At 44.5% G+C, this 19,052-nt stretch carries 18 protein-coding genes and 1 pseudogene; 11 read left to right on the top strand and 8 right to left on the bottom strand.

All coding sequences use genetic code 11. The annotated features are described in order from the left end of the window. Window positions 1–207: 207 nt before the first annotated feature. The 3 genes and pseudogenes from LNL84_RS12655 (at window position 208) to LNL84_RS12650 (ending at window position 2,591) form a co-directional block, all read left to right on the top strand. Window positions 208–1,137, top strand: coding sequence for a glycosyltransferase family 2 protein (locus tag LNL84_RS12655; protein WP_244357901.1), 930 nt, complete (start codon window positions 208–210; stop codon window positions 1,135–1,137). After that, window positions 1,115–1,171, top strand: a pseudogene (locus tag LNL84_RS19825) (hypothetical protein); the annotation flags it as partial. The gene LNL84_RS12655 and the pseudogene LNL84_RS19825, both read left to right, overlap by 23 nt. Continuing rightward, entirely contained in the window at window positions 1,149–2,591 is a 1,443-nt protein-coding gene (locus tag LNL84_RS12650) for a lipopolysaccharide biosynthesis protein (RefSeq protein ID WP_244357899.1), read from the top strand. The pseudogene LNL84_RS19825 and the gene LNL84_RS12650, both read left to right, overlap by 23 nt. A 98-nt stretch (window positions 2,592–2,689) precedes the next feature. Here the strand turns inward: LNL84_RS12650 and LNL84_RS12645 are convergent, their stop codons facing one another. Continuing rightward, a complete protein-coding gene (locus LNL84_RS12645) occupies window positions 2,690–4,231 on the bottom strand; it encodes a glutamate synthase-related protein (RefSeq protein WP_244357897.1) in 1,542 nt (513 codons plus the stop codon). A 565-nt stretch (window positions 4,232–4,796) separates the two neighbouring features. On the opposite strand from LNL84_RS12645, the gene LNL84_RS12640 reads away from it, so the two are divergent. The 3 genes from LNL84_RS12640 to LNL84_RS12630 are packed head-to-tail and all read left to right on the top strand — an operon-like array spanning window position 4,797 to window position 8,002. After that, a complete protein-coding gene (locus LNL84_RS12640) occupies window positions 4,797–6,137 on the top strand; it encodes an aspartate aminotransferase family protein (protein WP_244357895.1) in 1,341 nt (446 codons plus the stop codon). Then, entirely contained in the window at window positions 6,134–6,970 is an 837-nt protein-coding gene (locus tag LNL84_RS12635; RefSeq protein WP_244357893.1) for a beta-keto acid cleavage family enzyme, read from the top strand. Before LNL84_RS12640 ends, LNL84_RS12635 begins: the two co-directional genes overlap by 4 nt. Before the next feature lie 57 nt (window positions 6,971–7,027). After that, complete coding sequence (locus LNL84_RS12630) at window positions 7,028–8,002, top strand: TAXI family TRAP transporter solute-binding subunit (protein ID WP_244357891.1); 975 nt, start codon at window positions 7,028–7,030, stop codon at window positions 8,000–8,002. A 48-nt stretch (window positions 8,003–8,050) separates the two neighbouring features. Here LNL84_RS12630 and LNL84_RS12625 read toward each other — a convergent pair whose 3' ends face one another. Continuing rightward, window positions 8,051–8,941, bottom strand: coding sequence for a LysR family transcriptional regulator (locus tag LNL84_RS12625; RefSeq protein WP_244357889.1), 891 nt, complete (start codon window positions 8,939–8,941; stop codon window positions 8,051–8,053). A 204-nt stretch (window positions 8,942–9,145) separates the two neighbouring features. On the opposite strand from LNL84_RS12625, the gene LNL84_RS12620 reads away from it, so the two are divergent. Then, the gene (locus LNL84_RS12620; protein ID WP_244357887.1) at window positions 9,146–9,685 is read left to right on the top strand and encodes an isochorismatase family protein; all 540 of its coding nucleotides are present in this window, start codon (window positions 9,146–9,148) and stop codon (window positions 9,683–9,685) included. Between the two features lie 300 nt (window positions 9,686–9,985). After that, a complete protein-coding gene (locus LNL84_RS12615) occupies window positions 9,986–10,852 on the top strand; it encodes a glycerol kinase (RefSeq protein ID WP_244357885.1) in 867 nt (288 codons plus the stop codon). Between the two features lie 31 nt (window positions 10,853–10,883). Here LNL84_RS12615 and LNL84_RS12610 read toward each other — a convergent pair whose 3' ends face one another. Continuing rightward, on the bottom strand, window positions 10,884–11,417 hold the full coding sequence (locus LNL84_RS12610; RefSeq protein WP_244357883.1) for an SPOR domain-containing protein: 534 nt from the start codon (window positions 11,415–11,417) through the stop codon (window positions 10,884–10,886). Window positions 11,418–11,614: 197 nt separating this feature from the next. Between LNL84_RS12610 and nhaD the strand changes: the two genes are divergently transcribed. From nhaD to nagB, 3 genes are all read left to right on the top strand, one after another. After that, window positions 11,615–13,054: a sodium:proton antiporter NhaD gene (gene nhaD, locus LNL84_RS12605; RefSeq protein WP_244357881.1), complete on the top strand. Its 1,440-nt coding sequence runs from the start codon at window positions 11,615–11,617 to the stop codon at window positions 13,052–13,054. A 309-nt stretch (window positions 13,055–13,363) separates the two neighbouring features. After that, window positions 13,364–13,744, top strand: a complete 381-nt coding sequence (locus LNL84_RS12600) for a MaoP family protein (protein ID WP_244357879.1) — start codon at window positions 13,364–13,366, stop codon at window positions 13,742–13,744. Between the two features lie 256 nt (window positions 13,745–14,000). Further along, window positions 14,001–14,801: a glucosamine-6-phosphate deaminase gene (gene nagB, locus LNL84_RS12595; protein WP_244357877.1), complete on the top strand. Its 801-nt coding sequence runs from the start codon at window positions 14,001–14,003 to the stop codon at window positions 14,799–14,801. Between the two features lie 168 nt (window positions 14,802–14,969). On the opposite strand, the gene LNL84_RS12590 is transcribed toward nagB, so the two are convergent. From LNL84_RS12590 to kdgK, 5 genes are all read right to left on the bottom strand, one after another. Further along, window positions 14,970–15,398 (bottom strand): bactofilin family protein, encoded by a 429-nt coding sequence (locus LNL84_RS12590; RefSeq protein ID WP_244357875.1) that lies wholly within the window; start codon window positions 15,396–15,398, stop codon window positions 14,970–14,972. Further along, window positions 15,302–16,255 (bottom strand): M23 family metallopeptidase, encoded by a 954-nt coding sequence (locus LNL84_RS12585; protein ID WP_244357952.1) that lies wholly within the window; start codon window positions 16,253–16,255, stop codon window positions 15,302–15,304. The genes LNL84_RS12590 and LNL84_RS12585 overlap by 97 nt, the downstream gene beginning before the upstream one ends. Window positions 16,256–16,791: 536 nt before the next feature. Then, complete coding sequence (locus LNL84_RS12580) at window positions 16,792–17,304, bottom strand: DUF2780 domain-containing protein (RefSeq protein WP_244357873.1); 513 nt, start codon at window positions 17,302–17,304, stop codon at window positions 16,792–16,794. Window positions 17,305–17,422: 118 nt separating this feature from the next. Beyond that, on the bottom strand, window positions 17,423–18,046 hold the full coding sequence (locus LNL84_RS12575) for a bifunctional 4-hydroxy-2-oxoglutarate aldolase/2-dehydro-3-deoxy-phosphogluconate aldolase (protein ID WP_244357871.1): 624 nt from the start codon (window positions 18,044–18,046) through the stop codon (window positions 17,423–17,425). A gap of 9 nt (window positions 18,047–18,055) precedes the next feature. Further along, window positions 18,056–18,985, bottom strand: coding sequence for a 2-dehydro-3-deoxygluconokinase (gene kdgK / locus LNL84_RS12570; protein ID WP_244357869.1), 930 nt, complete (start codon window positions 18,983–18,985; stop codon window positions 18,056–18,058). Between the last annotated feature and the right edge of the window lie 67 nt (window positions 18,986–19,052).

Raw genomic sequence — 19,052 nt, 5'->3', positions numbered from 1 at the left:
TTAAGGATCAGTACATTAAATTTAACCATTTACGTTTTCACCGTTTAATTGTCAATTTGAACGTCAATTTAAAAATTGACACCCAAACACACCTTCGACCTTTTCTCAATTTGCCAACAGAAAAAATATACCTCTTAAAAACAATGAGTTATCGGATGGTATAGTTCCTGCTTGTTTACCTAGACCGATACTACAAGGAACGTAATCATGGATAAAGTCTCTGTTATCATCCCAACCTACAATTGCTTGAGTTATCTACCAAAGTCTATTGGCAGTATTCTTGAACAAGACCATGATGATTTTGAAATTATCCTTGTCGATGACAATAGCTGCGATGGGACTGGTGAGTTTTTACAAAAGTGGCGTCAAGCTGAACCTCGTATCCGTGTGGTTACAACCTCAGGCGTTGGCGCCTCCCAGGCTAGAAACTTAGGCATTGAACAAGCCAATGGAAAATACATTGCTTTTTTGGATGCCGATGATTTTTGGTGTAAAAACAAGCTGTCAACTCAGGTTCAACTTCATAAGCAGCATCCTGAGCTAGCGCTCAGCTTTACTAATTACAATCACCTTACCGAAGACTATGATGTGATCGTAGATTGCTTTCGCTACTGGGCGCAATTTCAAGGTCGGGATGATGACTATATCGTTTTGGACAAACCACTCGACTTCATCTTAGCCAACAATATTATCGGCACATCTACGGTAATGATACGTGCCAGTTTCCTAGACAAAAGTCACTTATTTGACCCCACGCTAACATATTGCGAAGACTGGGAACTTTGGTTAAGGCTGTGTGAGAGTCATCCCATAGCAGCCATTAACTCAATCCAAACAGGCTATCTAATGCGGCCAGGCTCCATCACGAAAACTGACAGTAAGCGTCTTGAGCATTTGGCGTGTATCGACTCCATTTTAGAAAAATACCAACAACATGAATCGTCAATATCAAGCAAATCGCTTCGCATAGCCAAATCACGGCTTTTGGAAGGTTATGCCGATTATCACCGTGGGCTAAATGAGTACTTATACGCTATTCGTTTCGGCCTAGCATCGATGTTCACTTACCCTCAAATGCGAAAAATTCGCAGTATTTTAGGGGACTGCAAACGAACTGTATTACCACAGCAACGTTGAGGAGAAGAGCAATGAAGGCTTTGCCCCAGTCCGTGTATTACGCCATCGGCATTATCATGATGAAAGGTGTTTCATTATTAATGATTCCGTACATCACACGAAAGCTATCGCTAGCAGAATACGGTTCTTTAGAATCACTCGTTTTGCTCGCGGATATCGGCACCATTCTATTCAGCTTTGGCTTAGTCGATGCGATGTATCGTTATGTGGGCACGACGGAGGGCAGCGAGAAAAAACGCCTTATTTCCAACTGTTTTACGCTCAGTTTTCTGTTTAGTGTGTTCGGCGCCTTACTGCTTGCAGTATCAATGACTCAACTAATTGCCTTTTTACCCGTTAAGTTCGAACCTTATCAGTTGATATTGCTCGCTATTCCTATCCTGATCGACGGGTTGATTTCAATCCCTCTCACTCTAATGCGTATGCAGGCGATGGCAAAAAAATTCTGTCAGCTCAATGTTGCAAAGGCTTTGATTCAAGCATTAATCACTTTTGTCACATTGGAGTTGGGTTTTGGCATTGATGGCGTCATTGTTGCGGCGACGGTTTCGAGTGTCTTGCTGGCTTTAGCGCTAATTCGATACCAATGGGATCAAATGGGTTCTTTTGGTTATCTAAAAGATTCGGCCATGTTATTAAAATTCTGCATCCCAGTACTGATCGGCTCTACGTCAGTCTATATGATCACGGGTCTTGATCGCTGGTTACTGGCCCAATACGTCGGGGTAGAACAACTCGCTATCTACGCAATTGCAGTGAAGTTTGCCTTGCTGTTAGCTCTGGTGTTGCAACCCTACGCTCTCTGGTGGTTTCCAAATCGAATGGCCACATTACAACAAAACGACGGCGAGAAAAAATGCGCAGACCTCGCGCTACTCGGCGTCAATGCTGGCATCGTCATTGCCCTTGGCATGGCACTGACAGTGCCAAGTCTCCTGATGCTACTGTTACCCGAAAGCTATCATGCAGCTGGCGGGATCACCGTTGCACTCTTAGCGATTAATGCTGTAAAAAATGCAGGGGATTATATGAACCTTGGCTGCTTTAGTGGTAATTCGAGTCAATCCCAAATGTGGATACACATCGGCTGTGCCGCTTTCGCCGTGGCTGGCTACTTTTGGTTTGTGCCTCAATATGGTTTGTGGGGTGTGGTCGCGATACTGGGTTCCGTTTATCTATTAAGGCTGATGCTACTCTACGTGGTCAGCCAATCAATACAGCCGCTAAATTATGCACATCGCACCTGGATCCTTTCAATTTTAACTTCTGTTTCTGCCTGGTATTTACACGCTTGGGTGTCCCAACCACTGTCTCCAATTTTAACCTTAATCAATGGCTTGCTGTTTGGCATTGCAACCATCATATTGCTGATCGCATTACGCGTCATTCCCGTTCACGATTTCATATTTTCCAAAGTGAAGTCATTAAAAAAACAATACGTAAGAACCTCTTAACCGCGGTTCCACAGCACAGCTGAGCTCGATGTTGGTGCCTGTGAGTAGCCTTAAAAAATCAGGGCTACTCACAAGCCATCAATGAATACAGGTTCGCACTATGATGGCGAATCGACACCAGAATATTTAATCCCTGACAAGCGTGCCATATCACGATCCCATGTGGCTAGATCATTGTGGTTAAATTGCCCCAAATGACTGTGACCACAAGCCCTCGCCATGACTTGCATTAACTCAACCGATGCTGCGAAGAAATTATTTAGTTGGCGCGATGCCTTTTCAACATTTAATCGCTGTCTAAGGTCCGCTTTTTGCGTAGCGATGCCTGCCGGACAATTATTGGTGTTACACATCCTCGCCGCAACGCAGCCTATCGATTGCATGGCACTGTTTGAAATGGCCACGCCGTCAGCGCCTAGTGCCATTGCTTTCACAAAATCCATAGGAACCCGCAGCCCTCCGGTGATGATCAGGGTAACGTCACTCGCACCTTGTTTATCAAGATAACGCCGCGCTCTGGCCAATGCTGGAATGGTTGGCACGCTGATGTGATCACGAAACATTTGTGGCGCAGCTCCCGTGCCGCCGCCTCGACCGTCGAGAATGATATAGTCCGCACTGGCATCAAGTGCAAATTGAATGTCGTCCTCAATATGATTGGCACTGAGTTTAAATCCAATGGGTATTCCACCTGTGACTTCCCGAACTCGATCAGCAAACTGTTTGAAATCTTGCGCTGTATGAAGGTTTTTAAAGGTTGGCGGGGAAATGGCGGGTTCTCCTTCGGGTATTCCCCGAACCTCAGAGATTTTCCCAATGTTTTTACTGCCCGGAAGATGGCCCCCTGTTCCAGTTTTCGCTCCCTGACCACCTTTAAAATGAAATGCCTGCACCTGTTTGAGTTTCGACTCATCGTAACCAAATTCTGCGCTGGCCAGCTCATAGAAATAACGTGAATTGGCCGCTTGCTCTTCGGGTAACATGCCGCCCTCCCCCGAGCAAATCCCCGTCCCCGCAAGCTCCGCTCCTTTGGCCAACGAGATCTTTGCTTCCTCTGACAACGCGCCAAAGCTCATGTCCGACACAAACAAGGGGATTGCAAGCTTGAGTGGTTTCTTTGCTCTGGGCCCAATGATCAGCTCTGTTGTTACCGCTACATCTTCTAATAACGGCTTAGTGGCCATTTGTGCCACCATTACCTGAATATCATCCCAATGGGGCAATAGATGACGTGGAACCCCCATTGAGGTCATCGGCCCATGATGTCCTAACTTAGTTAGCCCTTCTCTGGCTAGCTGATGAATAAACTCAACGGTCGGTTCTTCCTTAGTGGCCGCAACGACTGGACCATCCGCCTCAGATATTTGCACGCCAGGCCCCTGTTGCCCTACCTGATGCGCCGTAAATTGCTTATGAGTGCCATCGCAAAAAGGTAAATTGGCAGAGTGTTTACACTTACAAAGGTAGCCATCACCACTTTGTTCGGCAACAAAACTTTTTGGCTTGAACCCAGAACCTGCGTGAGAGCCATCGCAATACGGTTGGTTCTTTGAGCGGCCACACGTACAAAAGTAATATTCCTGATCTTTTACTAATTCAACTTTAGCTGGTTTATTGTCGGCAATAATCGGTTTATTCATAAAAGTGTCCTTTGAACTAGGCGAAATGACTTTGCATAACAGTAATAAGCGTAGAACACTATTGCTCAATCACGACGCCCCTAAATTAAGCGAGCCTATAAAAGACAAGCTGACCAGACCACTTGGATAGAAACTTAAGCCAAATAGATGAAGCGTGGAACTCCTTAGCGACGACTAATACAGTCTTTTGGGTAGGCTGTCCCTTCATCATTACTGGATCTATAATGACTCTAGTCACTAACTCAGATTAGCCACAGCGAGCTACATATGGAAATTGAAATTGCCCTGTTAATGATAACCGGTGGCTTTATAGCCGTTGGTGCTGTTTTAGGCGTTATCTATTGGTATGCAGGCCACAGCAAGTAATTAGACCCGAGTAACAGCAAGATGTTAATGTACCTGTGGCGGTCATGGTTCTGAAAAAACACCGAAGCTCTGTTACACCCGGCTTCCTCCCTCTTACATGACTGTTTCTCATACCCCTTAATAATATTTCGATTGTCAACAACGCCTATTCACTCAATTATCAAGCAATCCAATAGTCAAAAGAATATAGGCTCGACCAATGACCCATGTTTTTCATCGACACTGTCATCAATCTCTGCCAACGATTGCTTGTGGCGAAGGAGTCTACTTAATTGATTCTAATAATCAGCATTATCTTGATGGTTGCGGCGGCGCGGCGGTCTCTAGCCTTGGGCACAATCACCCACGAATCATCAATGCGATTAAAGAGCAGTTAGACAGAATTCCATATGCTCACACTGGTTTTTTCACCAACACCAGTTGCGAAAAACTCGCCACCAAGTTGGCTGAACTTGCACCAAGCACCCTTAACCACGTCTATTTCGTTAGTGGTGGCTCAGAAGCTGTCGAAACGGCGCTCAAGCTTGCACGACAATATTTTGTCGAACGAGGTTTACCCAGTAAGCAACGGTTCATTGCCCGAAAGCAAAGCTATCATGGTAACACTCTCGGCGCGCTAGCCGTTGGCGGAAATGAGTGGCGGCGAGAGCCCTTTCTACCTTTGCTCTCCAACGCGCACCATATTTCTCCATGCTATGCTTACCGTCTGAAACAGCCATATGAATCCAATTGGCAGTACGGTGAACGCGCAGCCAGAGAGTTGGAACTGAAAATACGCCAGCTTGGCGCTGAAAATGTCATGGCTTTCGTGGCAGAGCCTATAGTCGGAGCAACCTCAGGGGCTGTTTTAGCCGTTCCCGGCTACTTCGAACGTATCCGTGAGATCTGCAATCGTTACGATGTATTGCTCATTTTAGATGAGGTCATGTGCGGCGTGGGTCGCACAGGATCGTTTTATGCCTTTGAGCAGGAAGGGATCGTGCCTGATATAGTCACCATAGCGAAGGGACTGGCAGCAGGTTACCAACCCATCGGAGCGACCATTGCCAATGACAAAATTTATCAGGTTATTGCCAATGGTAGTGGCTTTTTTCAACATGGCCATACCTTCATGGGTCACCCGGTGGCTTGTGCTGCCGCACTAGCCACCATCGATACCATCATTAAAGACAACTTGCTTGAATGTGTCAGACTTCGCGGTCAACAGCTTTTACAACAGTTAACCGAAGCCTTACAAAGTCACCCCAATGTCGGTGACATCAGAGGGCGCGGCCTTATGGTCGGTATTGAACTTGTCGCCAACAAAACAAGTAAACGCCCACTTCCATCGGATACACTAGCCCATAAGAGGGTTCAATCTATCGCAATGAGTAATGGACTCATGTGTTATCCGATGTCCGGTACCATCAATGGGCATGATGGTCATCATGTATTACTTGCGCCGCCATATATCATTAACGAAAAACAGATTGAAGAGCTTGTCTTTAAACTTACTCTTTCTTTAGACATGGCCGCGGCACAATGGAGAGATTGTCTATGAGTTCTCACCCCTCTCAAGAGTCGGCTATTATCGTCGCCCCCAATGGCGCTCATAAGAACCACCAACACCATCCTCGGCTCCCCATAACCAGAGATGAGATCATCAAGGAAGTCATTGCCTGCCGAGACGCTGGGGCGGCAATGGTACATTTGCACACTCGTGATACATACGGCCAGCACACTTTAGACATCACGGAAAACAGTCAGCTATACCGCGAGGTAAAGCACGAGGTCGGTGATAGCATTATCGTCCAATTAACCACAGAAGCTATTGGTCTCTATCAGCCCCAGCAACAAATGGCGCTTATTCAAGAAGTGAAACCCGAGGCCGCTTCATTTGCACTACATGAACTCATTCCAAGCAACCACCATATTGACCAGGCGGCAGATTTCTTTCATTGGGTCGCCAAAAACAACATCATCGCTCAATACATTGTCTATGACGAGAGAGAACTGGCGCGCTATTTTTCCCTGCTCGATCAGGGCGCTTTACCTAAAGGTCAACATCACCTCTTGTTCGTCCTTGGGCGCTACAAGAAACAGAACAGATCAACACCAAGTGACTTGCTCCCTTTCCTTGTTCCTCGACTGCTAGATCACAAAAACCGTTGGTCAATATGTGCGTTCGGTCAAAAAGAACACAATTGTTTAACAACTGCTATGCTTATGGGGGCCGACGTACGAGTCGGTTTTGAGAATAATCACTATAATTGTCTTGGAGTTAGAGCTCAAAGCAATGCATCTCAAGTAGCGTATTTGTGCGCTACAGCCCAGAGGCTCAACATTGAAACTATTGATGCCAACAGGTTTCGAAATATGCTTGGAGCTTCTTGATTGTGACAATAGAAGCGACGATTGCAAACGAAACATAACAAACAAAAAGGAATTGGTATGACACGAATGAAAACACTGTTAGCCGCCACGACCGCAGCCGTGATATTGGGGACAGCGTCTTTTGCACAAGCACAGGATAGATTTGTCACCATCGGTACTGGTGGTGTAACTGGCGTGTACTATCCGACAGGTGGTGCCATTTGTCGCCTAGTAAACAAAGGTAGATCGGATCACAATATCCGCTGTTCTGTGGAAAGTACCGGCGGTTCTATCTACAACATCAATACTATCCGAGCTGGCGAGTTAGACCTGGGTATTGCTCAATCGGATTGGCAATATCACGCTTACAATGGCACGAGCAAATTTAAAAACAGTGGTGCATACAAAGATTTGCGCGCCGTATTCTCGATTCACCCCGAACCCTTTACCGTTGTTGCACGTGCTGACGCGGGTATAAAAACATTTGAAGATCTCAAAGGCAAACGAGTCAACATTGGTAACCCAGGTTCCGGTCAACGAGGCACGATGGAAGTCTTGATGGACCGTTACGGATGGTCAATGAACGACTTCAAGCTGGTATCAGAGTTGAAAGCATCAGAACAAGCTAAGGCTCTGTGTGACAACAACATTGATGCCATGATCTACACCGTTGGTCACCCAAGTGGTGCCATCAAAGAAGCCACTACATCATGTGACAGCAAAATGGTGTCCGTTGCTGGTCCAACGGTTGAAAAACTGGTTGAAGACAACAGCTTTTACCGCGTTGCGACAGTGCCAGGAGGTATGTATAACGGCAACCCTGATGATGTAATGACATTTGGTGTCGGTGCGACATTTGTTTCTTCTACTTCGGTACCAGATGAAGTGGTTTACAACATCGTCAAATCGGTCTTTGAGAATTTTAATGACTTTAAACGCCTCCATCCGGCTTTCGCCAATCTGAAAAAAGAGGAAATGATCAAAGACGGTCTTTCTGCTCCTCTTCACCCTGGTGCTGAAAAGTATTACAGAGAAGCAGGTCTGATGAAATAGCGATTTGACGCAGACAAGGGCCCAGTGATCGCTGGGCCTTTTTGATTGTTATTGTAATTGCTCCTTTAACCAGCGCTGAAAGAGATAAACCAATCTCGAATTGAGCTTATAACTGGGGATAATCGCATAGTATCCATAACCGCTAGTAAGTTCCAAGTTAAGAGGATTTTTTAGTTGCTGACGCTCAACTAAACCATCGACCATGAAGTCCGGTAACAACGCCAACCCAGCGTGCGCTCTTACTGCTTCCAATGACATAAAAAAATGCTCAAAGCCCACACCATAGAAATTCAAAGTATGCTGAATCTGTTCACTGCTCTTAAATTGTTCCCATAACTGGGGGCGCGTCACATGCGAAAGAAAATCGTGCTGCTTAAGGTCGTTGATAACTGTGATCGGTTTTTGGGTTAGTAATGTCGAAGACCCAACCAAACGTAAAGACTCACTTCGCAGTAAATGTGCATTTTTATAGTGTTGTGCAATCGGTAGGCAACGAATCACAATATCATCGTCACTGTTTACTGTGCGCAAAGGGCCATCCCCAGTTCTGATGCTAATACTCAAATTGGTGTGCTTCTGACAAAAATCATCAAGTGCCCCAACTAACCATAAGCTCGCAAAAGACGGGGTAACATTTAGCGACAAGGTTTCTTCTTTCTGCTCACTTTGCGCAAGCTCCGCGGTCGCACGTTGAACTTGTTCTAAAGCTTCAATGATATGAGGCAAATACTGTTCACCAGCAATGGTTAACACAATGCCATTTAAGTGCCGTTCAAATAACGTTTGACCGAGTTGTTGCTCTAAAGAGGCTATTTGTTTGCTCACGGCACCTTGTGTCACCGAGAGCTCTTTGGCAGCTTTAGAAAAGCTCAGACTATTGGCCACAACGACGAAGGTTCTAAGCGCCTTTGTTGAAGGCAATGCACTTCCTCTGAGCATATCGCTCCCCTATTCCATCAAGTGATACTCGTTGATCAAATGTCACAGTCAGCTCATCCAATTGCTTTTGCAAATTCCTAGTAAAAGTGGAAATATTACATAAACTTAAAAATTATCGATCTTTCATTATTAATGAAAGCAACCGTTGAGCGACTTGTCACCATATGAGTTTAGCTCATAGGTAAAATAGGCTTAGGAGAAAGCATGTTAAAGCAGAGTAATACACAGCTCATCATTATCGATGTGCAAGGCAAGCTGGCTCAATTGATGCACCAACAAGAACAACTCATCGAGCAGCTGGCCCTGCTGATTCAAGGTGCCAAACTCATGGCATTGCCCATTGTTTGGGCCGAGCAATTGCCCGATAAGCTTGGCGCTACGACTCCCCAGATAGCCAATCTATTAACGCCACTGGAGCCGTTGAGTAAATCGACATTTAGCGCATTTAAAGAACCTTCCATTCAACAAGTAATAGAGCAGTCACAATGTAAGCAAGTTTTGTTGGTTGGAATTGAAGCTCATATCTGTGTGTATCAAACTGCGATGGACCTTCTCGCTCAAGGTTATGAAGTCCACTTAGTGACAGATGCGATCTCATCTCGTACATTCGAGAATAAAAGCCTCGCAATTAAAAAGCTGACACATGAAGGTGCCACATTGACTAGCACAGAAATGGCTTTGTTTGAATTGCAACAGACGGCTGAAGGTGAACAATTTCGCTCTCTTATTAAGTTAATGAAATAACCCTTTATACAGAATAAAAAAAAGGCTCATCAATACGATGAGCCTAACCGAATAACCTTTCCCGTCACGCTTTTTGATTATCGCCATCATTTAGATGACGCAATAAAAGAATGACTATCAGTAACAAACTTGGGTGTTCCAGCCTACTAAGGTGCAACAAGGTCACTTTAAGTAAAGCCACCCCTTTAGACAAAATAGATCATATCGACAAATCAGATGGTTCAAATTTTACTGTTATGACCATTGATTGTTTTTATTGCAGCAGTGAAAATGAAGTATGGCGATTAGGATTCAGTACTAATGAACGAGAAACTCTCAACGTCTGCCCTTGCGAAACGTCTCAAGGTCGACAGCAAAACTCTTTTTACACGTCTAAAGCACGCGGGCTATCTGGCCTGGCACGATGACTCTTGGCTAATAACCGATTTGGGTTATCGATTTGGTGGAGAGTACGTGGACAGTGAGAAGTACGGTCGATTCGTTGTGTGGCCTTGTAATCTCATCATCGATGAAAACCTTGTCGCAGGAGGTTCGTTGTCTGCAACACAAATTGGCGAACGCTTTTCACTGGCTGCAAAAAAGGTCAATTTATTGCTCGCTGAGCTCGGTTGGATCCAACGAAGTGATACGGGCTGGAAAGCAACATTGGCGGGTGTAAAAGCGGGAGGGCAACAAAAAATCGATAAGGCCTCTGAGCAACATTTTGTTGTTTGGCACCACAACATCACACGCAATGAACGTTTAAAGCAATCTGTAATCGAGTTTCAAGGTTCTGATGCCGAAAGCCATTCTACCGACAAGTCGTTTTCTAGTTTTAAGCAAAAGTTTTCTGCTAAGCACCGTACACTAGACGGACATTATGTTAAGTCTAAAGGTGAGCTGATTATCGACAATTGGCTATATATGGCGGGTGTTGCCCACGCTTACGAAAGACAACTCCCCATCGAAGAAGACATGATCTGCGACTTTTATTTGCCCGCCGGTAATGTGTATCTGCAATTTTGGGGGGACGATTCCGGGTCAACAGATGACAAGGTTAAGCAAAGGACTCAATCAGTTTACCAAGCCCATCAGTTTAATCTCATTGAGATCGAATTTGATGACGTTTCTCGCTTAGACCAGCTTCTTCCTGCAAAGCTAAAAGAGTACGGTATCGAGGCTTACTAAGCACAATTAACCGTATCACTCTAGCGACTCGTTAAAAATAACACTGACAATCGTTTCGACCATGCTGGCCAGCAATCATATAAGGGGTTACTTTTCGACGCGACTTTCCTTGTTGCTTTTGCGATGTGGCGTGCTTATTCGAAGTCACACGTATCGCAACGTCAACCGAACGGATAAATGCATCATTTAACCCTCGAACTTGTTTAACGGCCAATAGCTCAGATTTCGCGGCCTTAAAGTTATCAAAGGGACCGATAAGACAACGTTTACTGCGATCTTCTTGTTTAAACCAGATAGAAGCATTTGTCGTTTGAATGAATTGCTTCGGTAGCGTGCGAAAAGCTCGGCCTTCAACAAAGCCACATTGGATCCAGTAAGACGCCCCTGAAAGGTGCACTCGCGGGTCTCCCCACACCCCCTTACCTATTGGGCAATCTTGTGACAAATACCAACGATTCTCTAAGTCATTTTTGATGCTATTACAGGTCAATTCAGGCGTGCTTGCCCATGAAAATGACACCATCATTGGCGTAACAACAAATAGAATCTTCCGTAACTGGTACATAGACAAAGTCCCCCCCTATCCTACATTTAGCCTAGAAAAGAACCAACGTAAGTCAATGTAGTTTCAGTATAAAAATTGCGCCATATCGGATTTCGCTCACAACGCCGCCCCTCAATACGCTCTAGAATATTATTTACAACGTAACAGACATTTTTTAACAATTTTTCTATTTTTCACTTTCGAAGGACCAGAATGTTATGAAGAAAAGTCGATGGCTACTCCTTTTATTGCTCCCTTTTATTGCCACGTCAACTTTCGCATCTGAAGCCCTATCAAATCACGCAATTAACTTTACTCAATCTACCGTTGGTTATGCATCGCTACTCATTTTTGCCATTGCTTATACCTTAGTTATGTTGGAAGAAGTTCTACAGCTGCGTAAATCCAAACCCGTGTTGTTAGCAGCCGGGTTAATTTGGATCATGATTGGGCTTGTATACAAAGAGATCGGTCAGGTTGAGATTGCCAAAAGTGCACTTGAACATAATCTTCTCGAATACGCAGAGCTGCTGTTATTTCTCTTAGTGGCAATGACCTACATTTCAGCCATGGAAGAAAGACGACTTTTCGATGCCCTACAATCTTGGATGGTTGGAAAAGGGTTTAACTTTCGAACACTATTCTGGCTTACCGGTATCCTGTCGTTCTTTATTTCCCCTATTGCCGATAACTTAACGACCGCGTTGCTCATGTGTGCGGTGGTCCTCAAAGTAGCCGGAAATAACGCAAGGTTTGTGAATATTGCCTGTATCAATATTGTTATTGCTGCAAATGCCGGTGGCGCGTTTAGCCCATTTGGAGATATCACCACCTTGATGGTGTGGCAGGCAGGTCATGTCAGTTTTTCTGAATTTATACCTCTCTTTATTCCTTCCGTAATCAACTATGTAATACCTGCGCTCATCATGTCGCTGTTTATCCCTAAAGCACAGCCAGACTCAGTGCATGAGCATATCGAACTAAAACGTGGTGCTAAACGTATTGTTGGCCTATTTATTCTAACAATTGCTACCGCGGTTGGTTTCCACGCTGTGCTTCATTTCCCGCCGGTGATGGGAATGATGATGGGCTTGGCATATCTGCAATTCTTTGGCTTTTTCCTTCGTAAAACACTGCCAAAATCGATAGCCAAGAAAAAAGCACTGGCCATCGCCAACAATGATGAAGCTGCATTAAAGCGCCTAGGCTCTATCGTACCGTTTGATGTTTTCCGTCGAGTCTCTCACGCCGAGTGGGACACTCTATTGTTCTTCTACGGCGTGGTAATGTGTGTGGGGGGGTTAAGCCTACTCGGCTACCTCGGGGTTGTTTCTGAAATAATGTACACCCAATGGGATCCTATTTGGGCCAATGTCATGGTCGGCATCCTATCCGCTATTGTCGATAACATTCCTGTAATGTTTGCGGTACTAACTATGGATCCTGCCCTTTCTATGGGTAACTGGTTGTTAGTCACACTCACTGCTGGTGTAGGGGGAAGTTTACTGTCTATCGGTTCAGCGGCGGGTGTGGCGCTAATGGGTGCAGCGCACGGTAAATATACGTTCTTTGGACACTTAAAATGGGCGCCGGTCATATCGCTTGGCTACGCGGCTAGCATCTGGGCTCACTTGTTCCTAAATGGCAGTCTATTTTAAACGCCAATAAGGATGCAGCTAGCATAGCTGCATCCTCAATCTGTTTGCATCCCATCATCACTTATCTTATTCCCACAGAACTTCGCTTCTCAGGTATTGCTTCCCTGCAATCAAACTCTCACCACTTCTTCACAAAAATTTAACCAAAACACCTAGCATTAACGACTCTATTTTTTTTATATTGAGTGAGATAAATCTTTCAACTTTTTAGACACCAATTTAGCCCTAAAATCCTAGGCTGAAAAAGACGATTTTGTGTCTATACTAGATTTTGTGTTTTAACGGTATGCATCATTTTACGAGGTTCCTATGTCTGAATTTGATTTCCGCACTGGAAAAAAACCTTTCTACGACAATCAAAAATTTCGTCGTGGTTTTGCAAAATCCGGCAACTTCACTATCGCCGAAGAGGAAATCCTTATCCGTTACGGAGACACTTTCCTCGGTTTAGAAAAGGGGGAACTTATACCGCAGAGCGACGTCGAAAAACATTTTTTGCTTGCCTTATCTGATGAAAGCAAAGCCGAAAGTAAACTTGAGAAAACATGGTTGAAATATTGTCATCAAACACGCGACCGCAAAAAGTTTCATACTCTTAACGGTAAAAAGCCTGACATCGATGATTCAATAGCAGCCTATGAACCAGAAGATGACCTGATTAACGACCTTTCCGACGACGATAACTTGTAAAGCCAACGCCACGACACAGCTCTACTACACTGACGGACATTGTAATAGAGCAAATACACTTTATTTATAAGTAAAATTTAGAAACAAACTCACCTAAAAACCACGTCGAAAATAAAGGCTAATAGTGGGCTTATAGGGATCTAGATCAAGAATAATTTGAAAAGAGTCGCAAAAACGATAGCCGCACCGCTTGGCTTATTTTATAATGCGAATTAATGTTTCGGAACACACTAAATTCTATCATTAGGGGATCAACATGAGACTTATTCCATTACAAAACGCAGATCAAGTAGGTAAATGGGCTGCTCGTCATATCGCTGAACGCATCAATGCATTCAAACCAACGGCAGAAAAGCCATTTGTTCTAGGCCTGCCAACGGGTGGAACACCTCTTTCTACGTACAAAGCACTTATCGAATTGTACAAAGCAGGTGAAGTGAGCTTCAAACATGTCGTTACTTTCAACATGGATGAATATGTAGGTATCGATCCTAATCACCCTGAGTCGTACCGTTCTTTCATGTACAACAACTTTTTCAATCACGTTGACATCCAAGAAGAAAACATCAACCTTCTAGACGGCCTTGCGGATGATATCGACGCACATTGTGAAGCGTACGAAGCAAAAATGCGTTCATACGGCAAAATCAACCTGTTCATGGGTGGTGTAGGCATCGACGGTCACATTGCATTCAATGAGCCAGGTTCATCACTGACTTCTCGTACTCGCATCAAAACACTAACTGAAGATACGCGTATCGCAAACTCTCGCTTCTTCGACAACGACATCAACCAAGTACCAAAGTACGCACTGACTATCGGTGTTGCAACTCTACTAGATGCTGAAGAAGTTATGATTCTAACTCTTGGCCACAATAAAGCTCTAGCATTACAAATGGCTGTAGAGGGTTCTGTAAACCACATGTGGACTGTAACAGCTCTACAAATGCACCGTAAGGCTATCATTGTTGCTGACGACGCTGCACAACAAGAACTTAAAGTTAAGACAGTAAGATACTTCAACGAATTAGAAGTAGAAAATATCAAAGGTCTGTAATTACTGATTTTTGGAAGGGAATGGCGGAACTTGTCCGCCATTTTCAGATCAAAACGAGAGTCCACGTAACATGAAGCGTGGAACGCAAAGGAATTGCTATTAATTCCTAGCTCCGTAAATGTCGGGTTTATATGCCAAGCTAAACCCGACCTCTCTTATCACTTTTATTTAGTTAGCCGCTTTCACTTCAAGAATTTCAGCTTCATCATCAGCTTGAGTTTCAATCAGTTTTACCACTTCTTTTTCTTGCAGCTCGGCCGTTTCACCGAAGAATTTTCCTCCCGGTTCAATACTAAGATTGTTACTCCAGATTTTTCCGTTCACGCGACCTTGAGCCAGGATTTGAATATGATCAGCATGGCACTCACCATCAATAATGCCATTGACGATGATTTGGCTTGCATACACTTCACCATGAATGCGTCCTGACTCAGAAACCACCAAAGACTGCTCCGCATACAATTGACCATCGATCATACCGTCAACCTGGATGTCGCACTCTAGTTTGAGTTGTCCGCTAATAGAACATCCTTTTGCGATGAGAGTTGAAGCTGACGGCTTACTCGGCGTTCCACTCTGTTTATTAAAGATTCCCATCGTATTCCTCTTTCTTTTGCAAATATCGTTTCAAATTCATTTACGCCCCAGTTCACAAACGGTTTAGGGTTTAACGCTCTTCCGACAAATCGGACTTCATAGTGTAAGTGTGGGCCTGAAGACAGGCCGCTGTTTCCTGATAAGGCGATTAGCTCACCTTTTTGAACAAACTGACCACTTTTCACTTTGAACGACTTCAAATGAGAATAAGAGCTAGAGAAGCCAAATGAGTGTTGGATACGTAAAAAGTTACCCGATCCCTTACTGCTCCTTCTGGTCACCTCTACGACACCATCAGCAGGTGCATAGACGCGAGTTCCCGTATTCACCGCGAAATCTAATCCTCGATGCATTTTTATCTTCTTCGTCACCGGATGCGTTCGTTTACCAAACTGGGATGACTGCCGGCTTTTTCCAACAGGTGACCCACTAGGGATCTGTGTCAACATGACCATTCTCACACTCGAACTGATGGCTGCGGCATCTAATCGAGAATCCAGATCAGCGGCCAGATTATCTTCCGAAAATCCTAATACTTTTTCGAGCTCAAACAATCGTTCCGAAACGTGTGAAATACGCTCTTCCCGTTCACTCAAATCAGTTTCAAGCCCTGATTTCAGGTCTCTCAATGCATCCAATTGTTCGCCAAGGCTTAAAGATTCGCTTTGTAATTCCTGCTGCTTAATCTTAGCGACATCAACCTCACTCGATAGATGCTTGATTGCTACACCTGCTGCTATCGAAGAGACCAACGCAGAACAAGCCAGTACTTTTATGCTGCGTCTGGTCTTTTTACCTAGAGACCAGTGCCGAGTACCGCTTATCGTCGAAATTGAGATGACTAACCGTTCTTTCATCATTTGAGTGCTAGAATAACCATGTTCTTAAAGCTTTATAGCAACTTTACGCAATCAGTAAATCATTGACCAGTATGGGTAGAGTTAGCCAGTGTCAGGATGTGAAGCGCTGCGGAATAAAAGAAAAATATCGATTGATAATTTAATAATTTAGATTATCTGCCGTAACAAAATTCGAACATCCACTGAGGTAGCGAGAATGTGTAATTTCTCTACGATAAAATGGGAAAAACCTAAGATAAAGCTTGTTTTTTTTGATTCTGATGTAGAACAAATACGCCACTCATTGTCGTATCAAACAGGGAAAGTTGGGTAGATTCTCTTATATCAATCATTGAGCTAAACGGACACTAACGACTATGAATTCTGAAGCGATCGCCAGATTATAGTTAACGTCTTGCGCAAAAAGAAAAGTTCTGATAACACCTAACGAGTCATCATGTTAAGTCAAACTCGCAAACTTCGATCACTTAGTTTATTTAAGTGGCCGAAGTAACGGTTAATAATGGGAATTAGATTTGGCTTGATAGCACCATTTAATTCCACGTAGATGTTAAGCCGCTGATCAATGACGTCGATGCGCCTTGGGTTTTGAGTACTTCGATAATTAAAGGGGAAAATTGAGAGGCCAACGCTGGGTCGATACCAAGTGCGGAAAAGGCACTGTCTACTGCCCCCATATTGGTTAGCAACGAAGATAAGCCACTTGATTCCAACGCCTGTGCACCCGGTATCAGTGTCGCTAGCTCATTTGTAGCTTCACTACCCAATGTATTTTGAGCCACCGACATTAAAGCGCCTACCCCGCCAATCGCTTGTTCCGGCGTTAAAGATAATTTGTCTTCAATTGCACTCACCACGGCCGTTTCACTACTCATGCCACTTTGGGCGGAATAGACATTCATCGCGGTGGTTAATGCCGCAGACATGAGTGCTGAGTTGTCACTTGAATTTGTCTCTGACGATGGGTGCGTGGTCTGAGCTGTATTGTTTGACTGACATGCCGCTAGCGCGCTCAGTGCAATCACGGCTATTAATGTCTTTTTCATCATTCATCCCTATGCGTAACCGTTTGTTAAGCATAGTCGATGGCCGCTAAGTTTAATGATTCAAATTAAAAAGGCTGAAGATTCCTCTCCAGCCTGTGATTAAACGATAAGCTCGGCATCAATCGATAATGCTAGCGACCTGTTTGACCAGCTTAGCTAACTCATCCCACTTCTCATTGTCGATAAGATCATTTGGAACCATCCAGGTACCGCCACACGCGACAACGCTTGGTATCGACAGATAGTCTTTGACGTTTTTAGGACTAACGCCCCCTGTTGGCATAAACTGAACCGGATAAACAGCTGTTAGTGCTTTTAGCATCGAAACGCCACCAGATGGTTCAGCTGGGAAGAACTTTAACGTTTTTAAACCCATCTCCATTGCTTGCTCGACCAGACTTGGGTTATTTACACCAGGAACAATGACAACATTCTTCTCTTGGCAATATCTAACCGTCGTTGGGTTAAAGCCTGGGCTCACAACAAAATCAACACCCGCTTCTATAGACTGATCCACTTGCTCTTTCGTCAGAACTGTTCCCGAGCCGATCAGCATCTCTGGGTATGCGGCACGCATCGCTTTTATCGCATCCGCCGCCTGCTCCGTTCGAAAAGTAATTTCTGCACAAGGCAAACCGTTTTCTATCAGTACCTGTGCTAATTTGGGAGCTTTAGAGGCATCCTTAATTGCAATCACCGGAACCACTTTAATCTCAGCCAAACGCTGTTCTAATGTACTCATTTTCCTTCCTTAAATGCTTGGCATCACATCATTATCAATGATGGCGCCAGAGTATTGAATAACTGTTCCTGCAACAGTGTGGCCCGCTTCTGCAGCCGCAATGTTATCACCATTAAGAAGTCGCTTAGCAAGATAACCCGCGCTAAATGAGTCGCCTGCAGCGGTTGTATCAACCACCCGCTCAACGTGATTTGCAGCGACAGCGTCCACCTCGTTGTTCGAGACCACAAAACACGGTTCCGCACCACGTTTCACCACAATCTCGTTAACCCCCAAGCCTTGTGCTCTTTCGATTGCCTGCTGTTCTTTCGTATCTCCCCACAACACCATTTCGTCGTCAAATGTGAGAAAAGCCAGATCCGTAATTTCCAGAATGCGCCGATAGGTAGTTTGCGCTAGCGCTGTTGTCGCCCACAAGGCAGGGCGGTAATTGTTATCGAAAGCTATGAAGCATCCTTTTTTACGAACAACGTATAAAGCTTCGATGAGTTTATCCAAACAATCTTGCGGCAAAATGGCCAAACTGATGCCACTAAGATAGATCCATTGATGGTCGCTTAACTGGGCAATTAACTCTTTCATCGTAAGATGTCGTAGCCAATATTTGGCGGCAGAGTCATTACGCCAATAGAAGAAACTGCGTTCGCCATCTTCTGCCGTTTCTATCGAATAGAGCCCCGGCATCTTAGTATCGTCTATGTGAACCAAATCTGTATTGATGTTTTCCTGACGCCAGCCTTCAATCATCTCTTTGCTAAACGGATCTTGACCTAACCCCGTTACATAAGCGACTTCAATGTTATGCTCATGCGTTAGCCTCGATAGGTACACTGCAGTGTTCAACGTGTCTCCACCGTAGCTCTGATTTAAGATACCATTGCTCCTGCGCAGCTCCACCATGCACTCACCAATGATGGCAATCTTAGTTTTCTCTATCATCATTTCTCCAACTGTTTGGAATGAAAAGCTCAGCCAATGGCTGGCTTTTCATACAACTAAGCTTCGA

The organism is Vibrio gelatinilyticus, assembly GCF_022836845.1.
Classification (GTDB): Bacteria; Pseudomonadota; Gammaproteobacteria; order Enterobacterales; family Vibrionaceae; genus Vibrio; species Vibrio gelatinilyticus.
The sequence above is the reverse complement of the archived record's forward strand: the minus strand, read 5'-3'. Positions and strand labels throughout refer to the sequence as shown.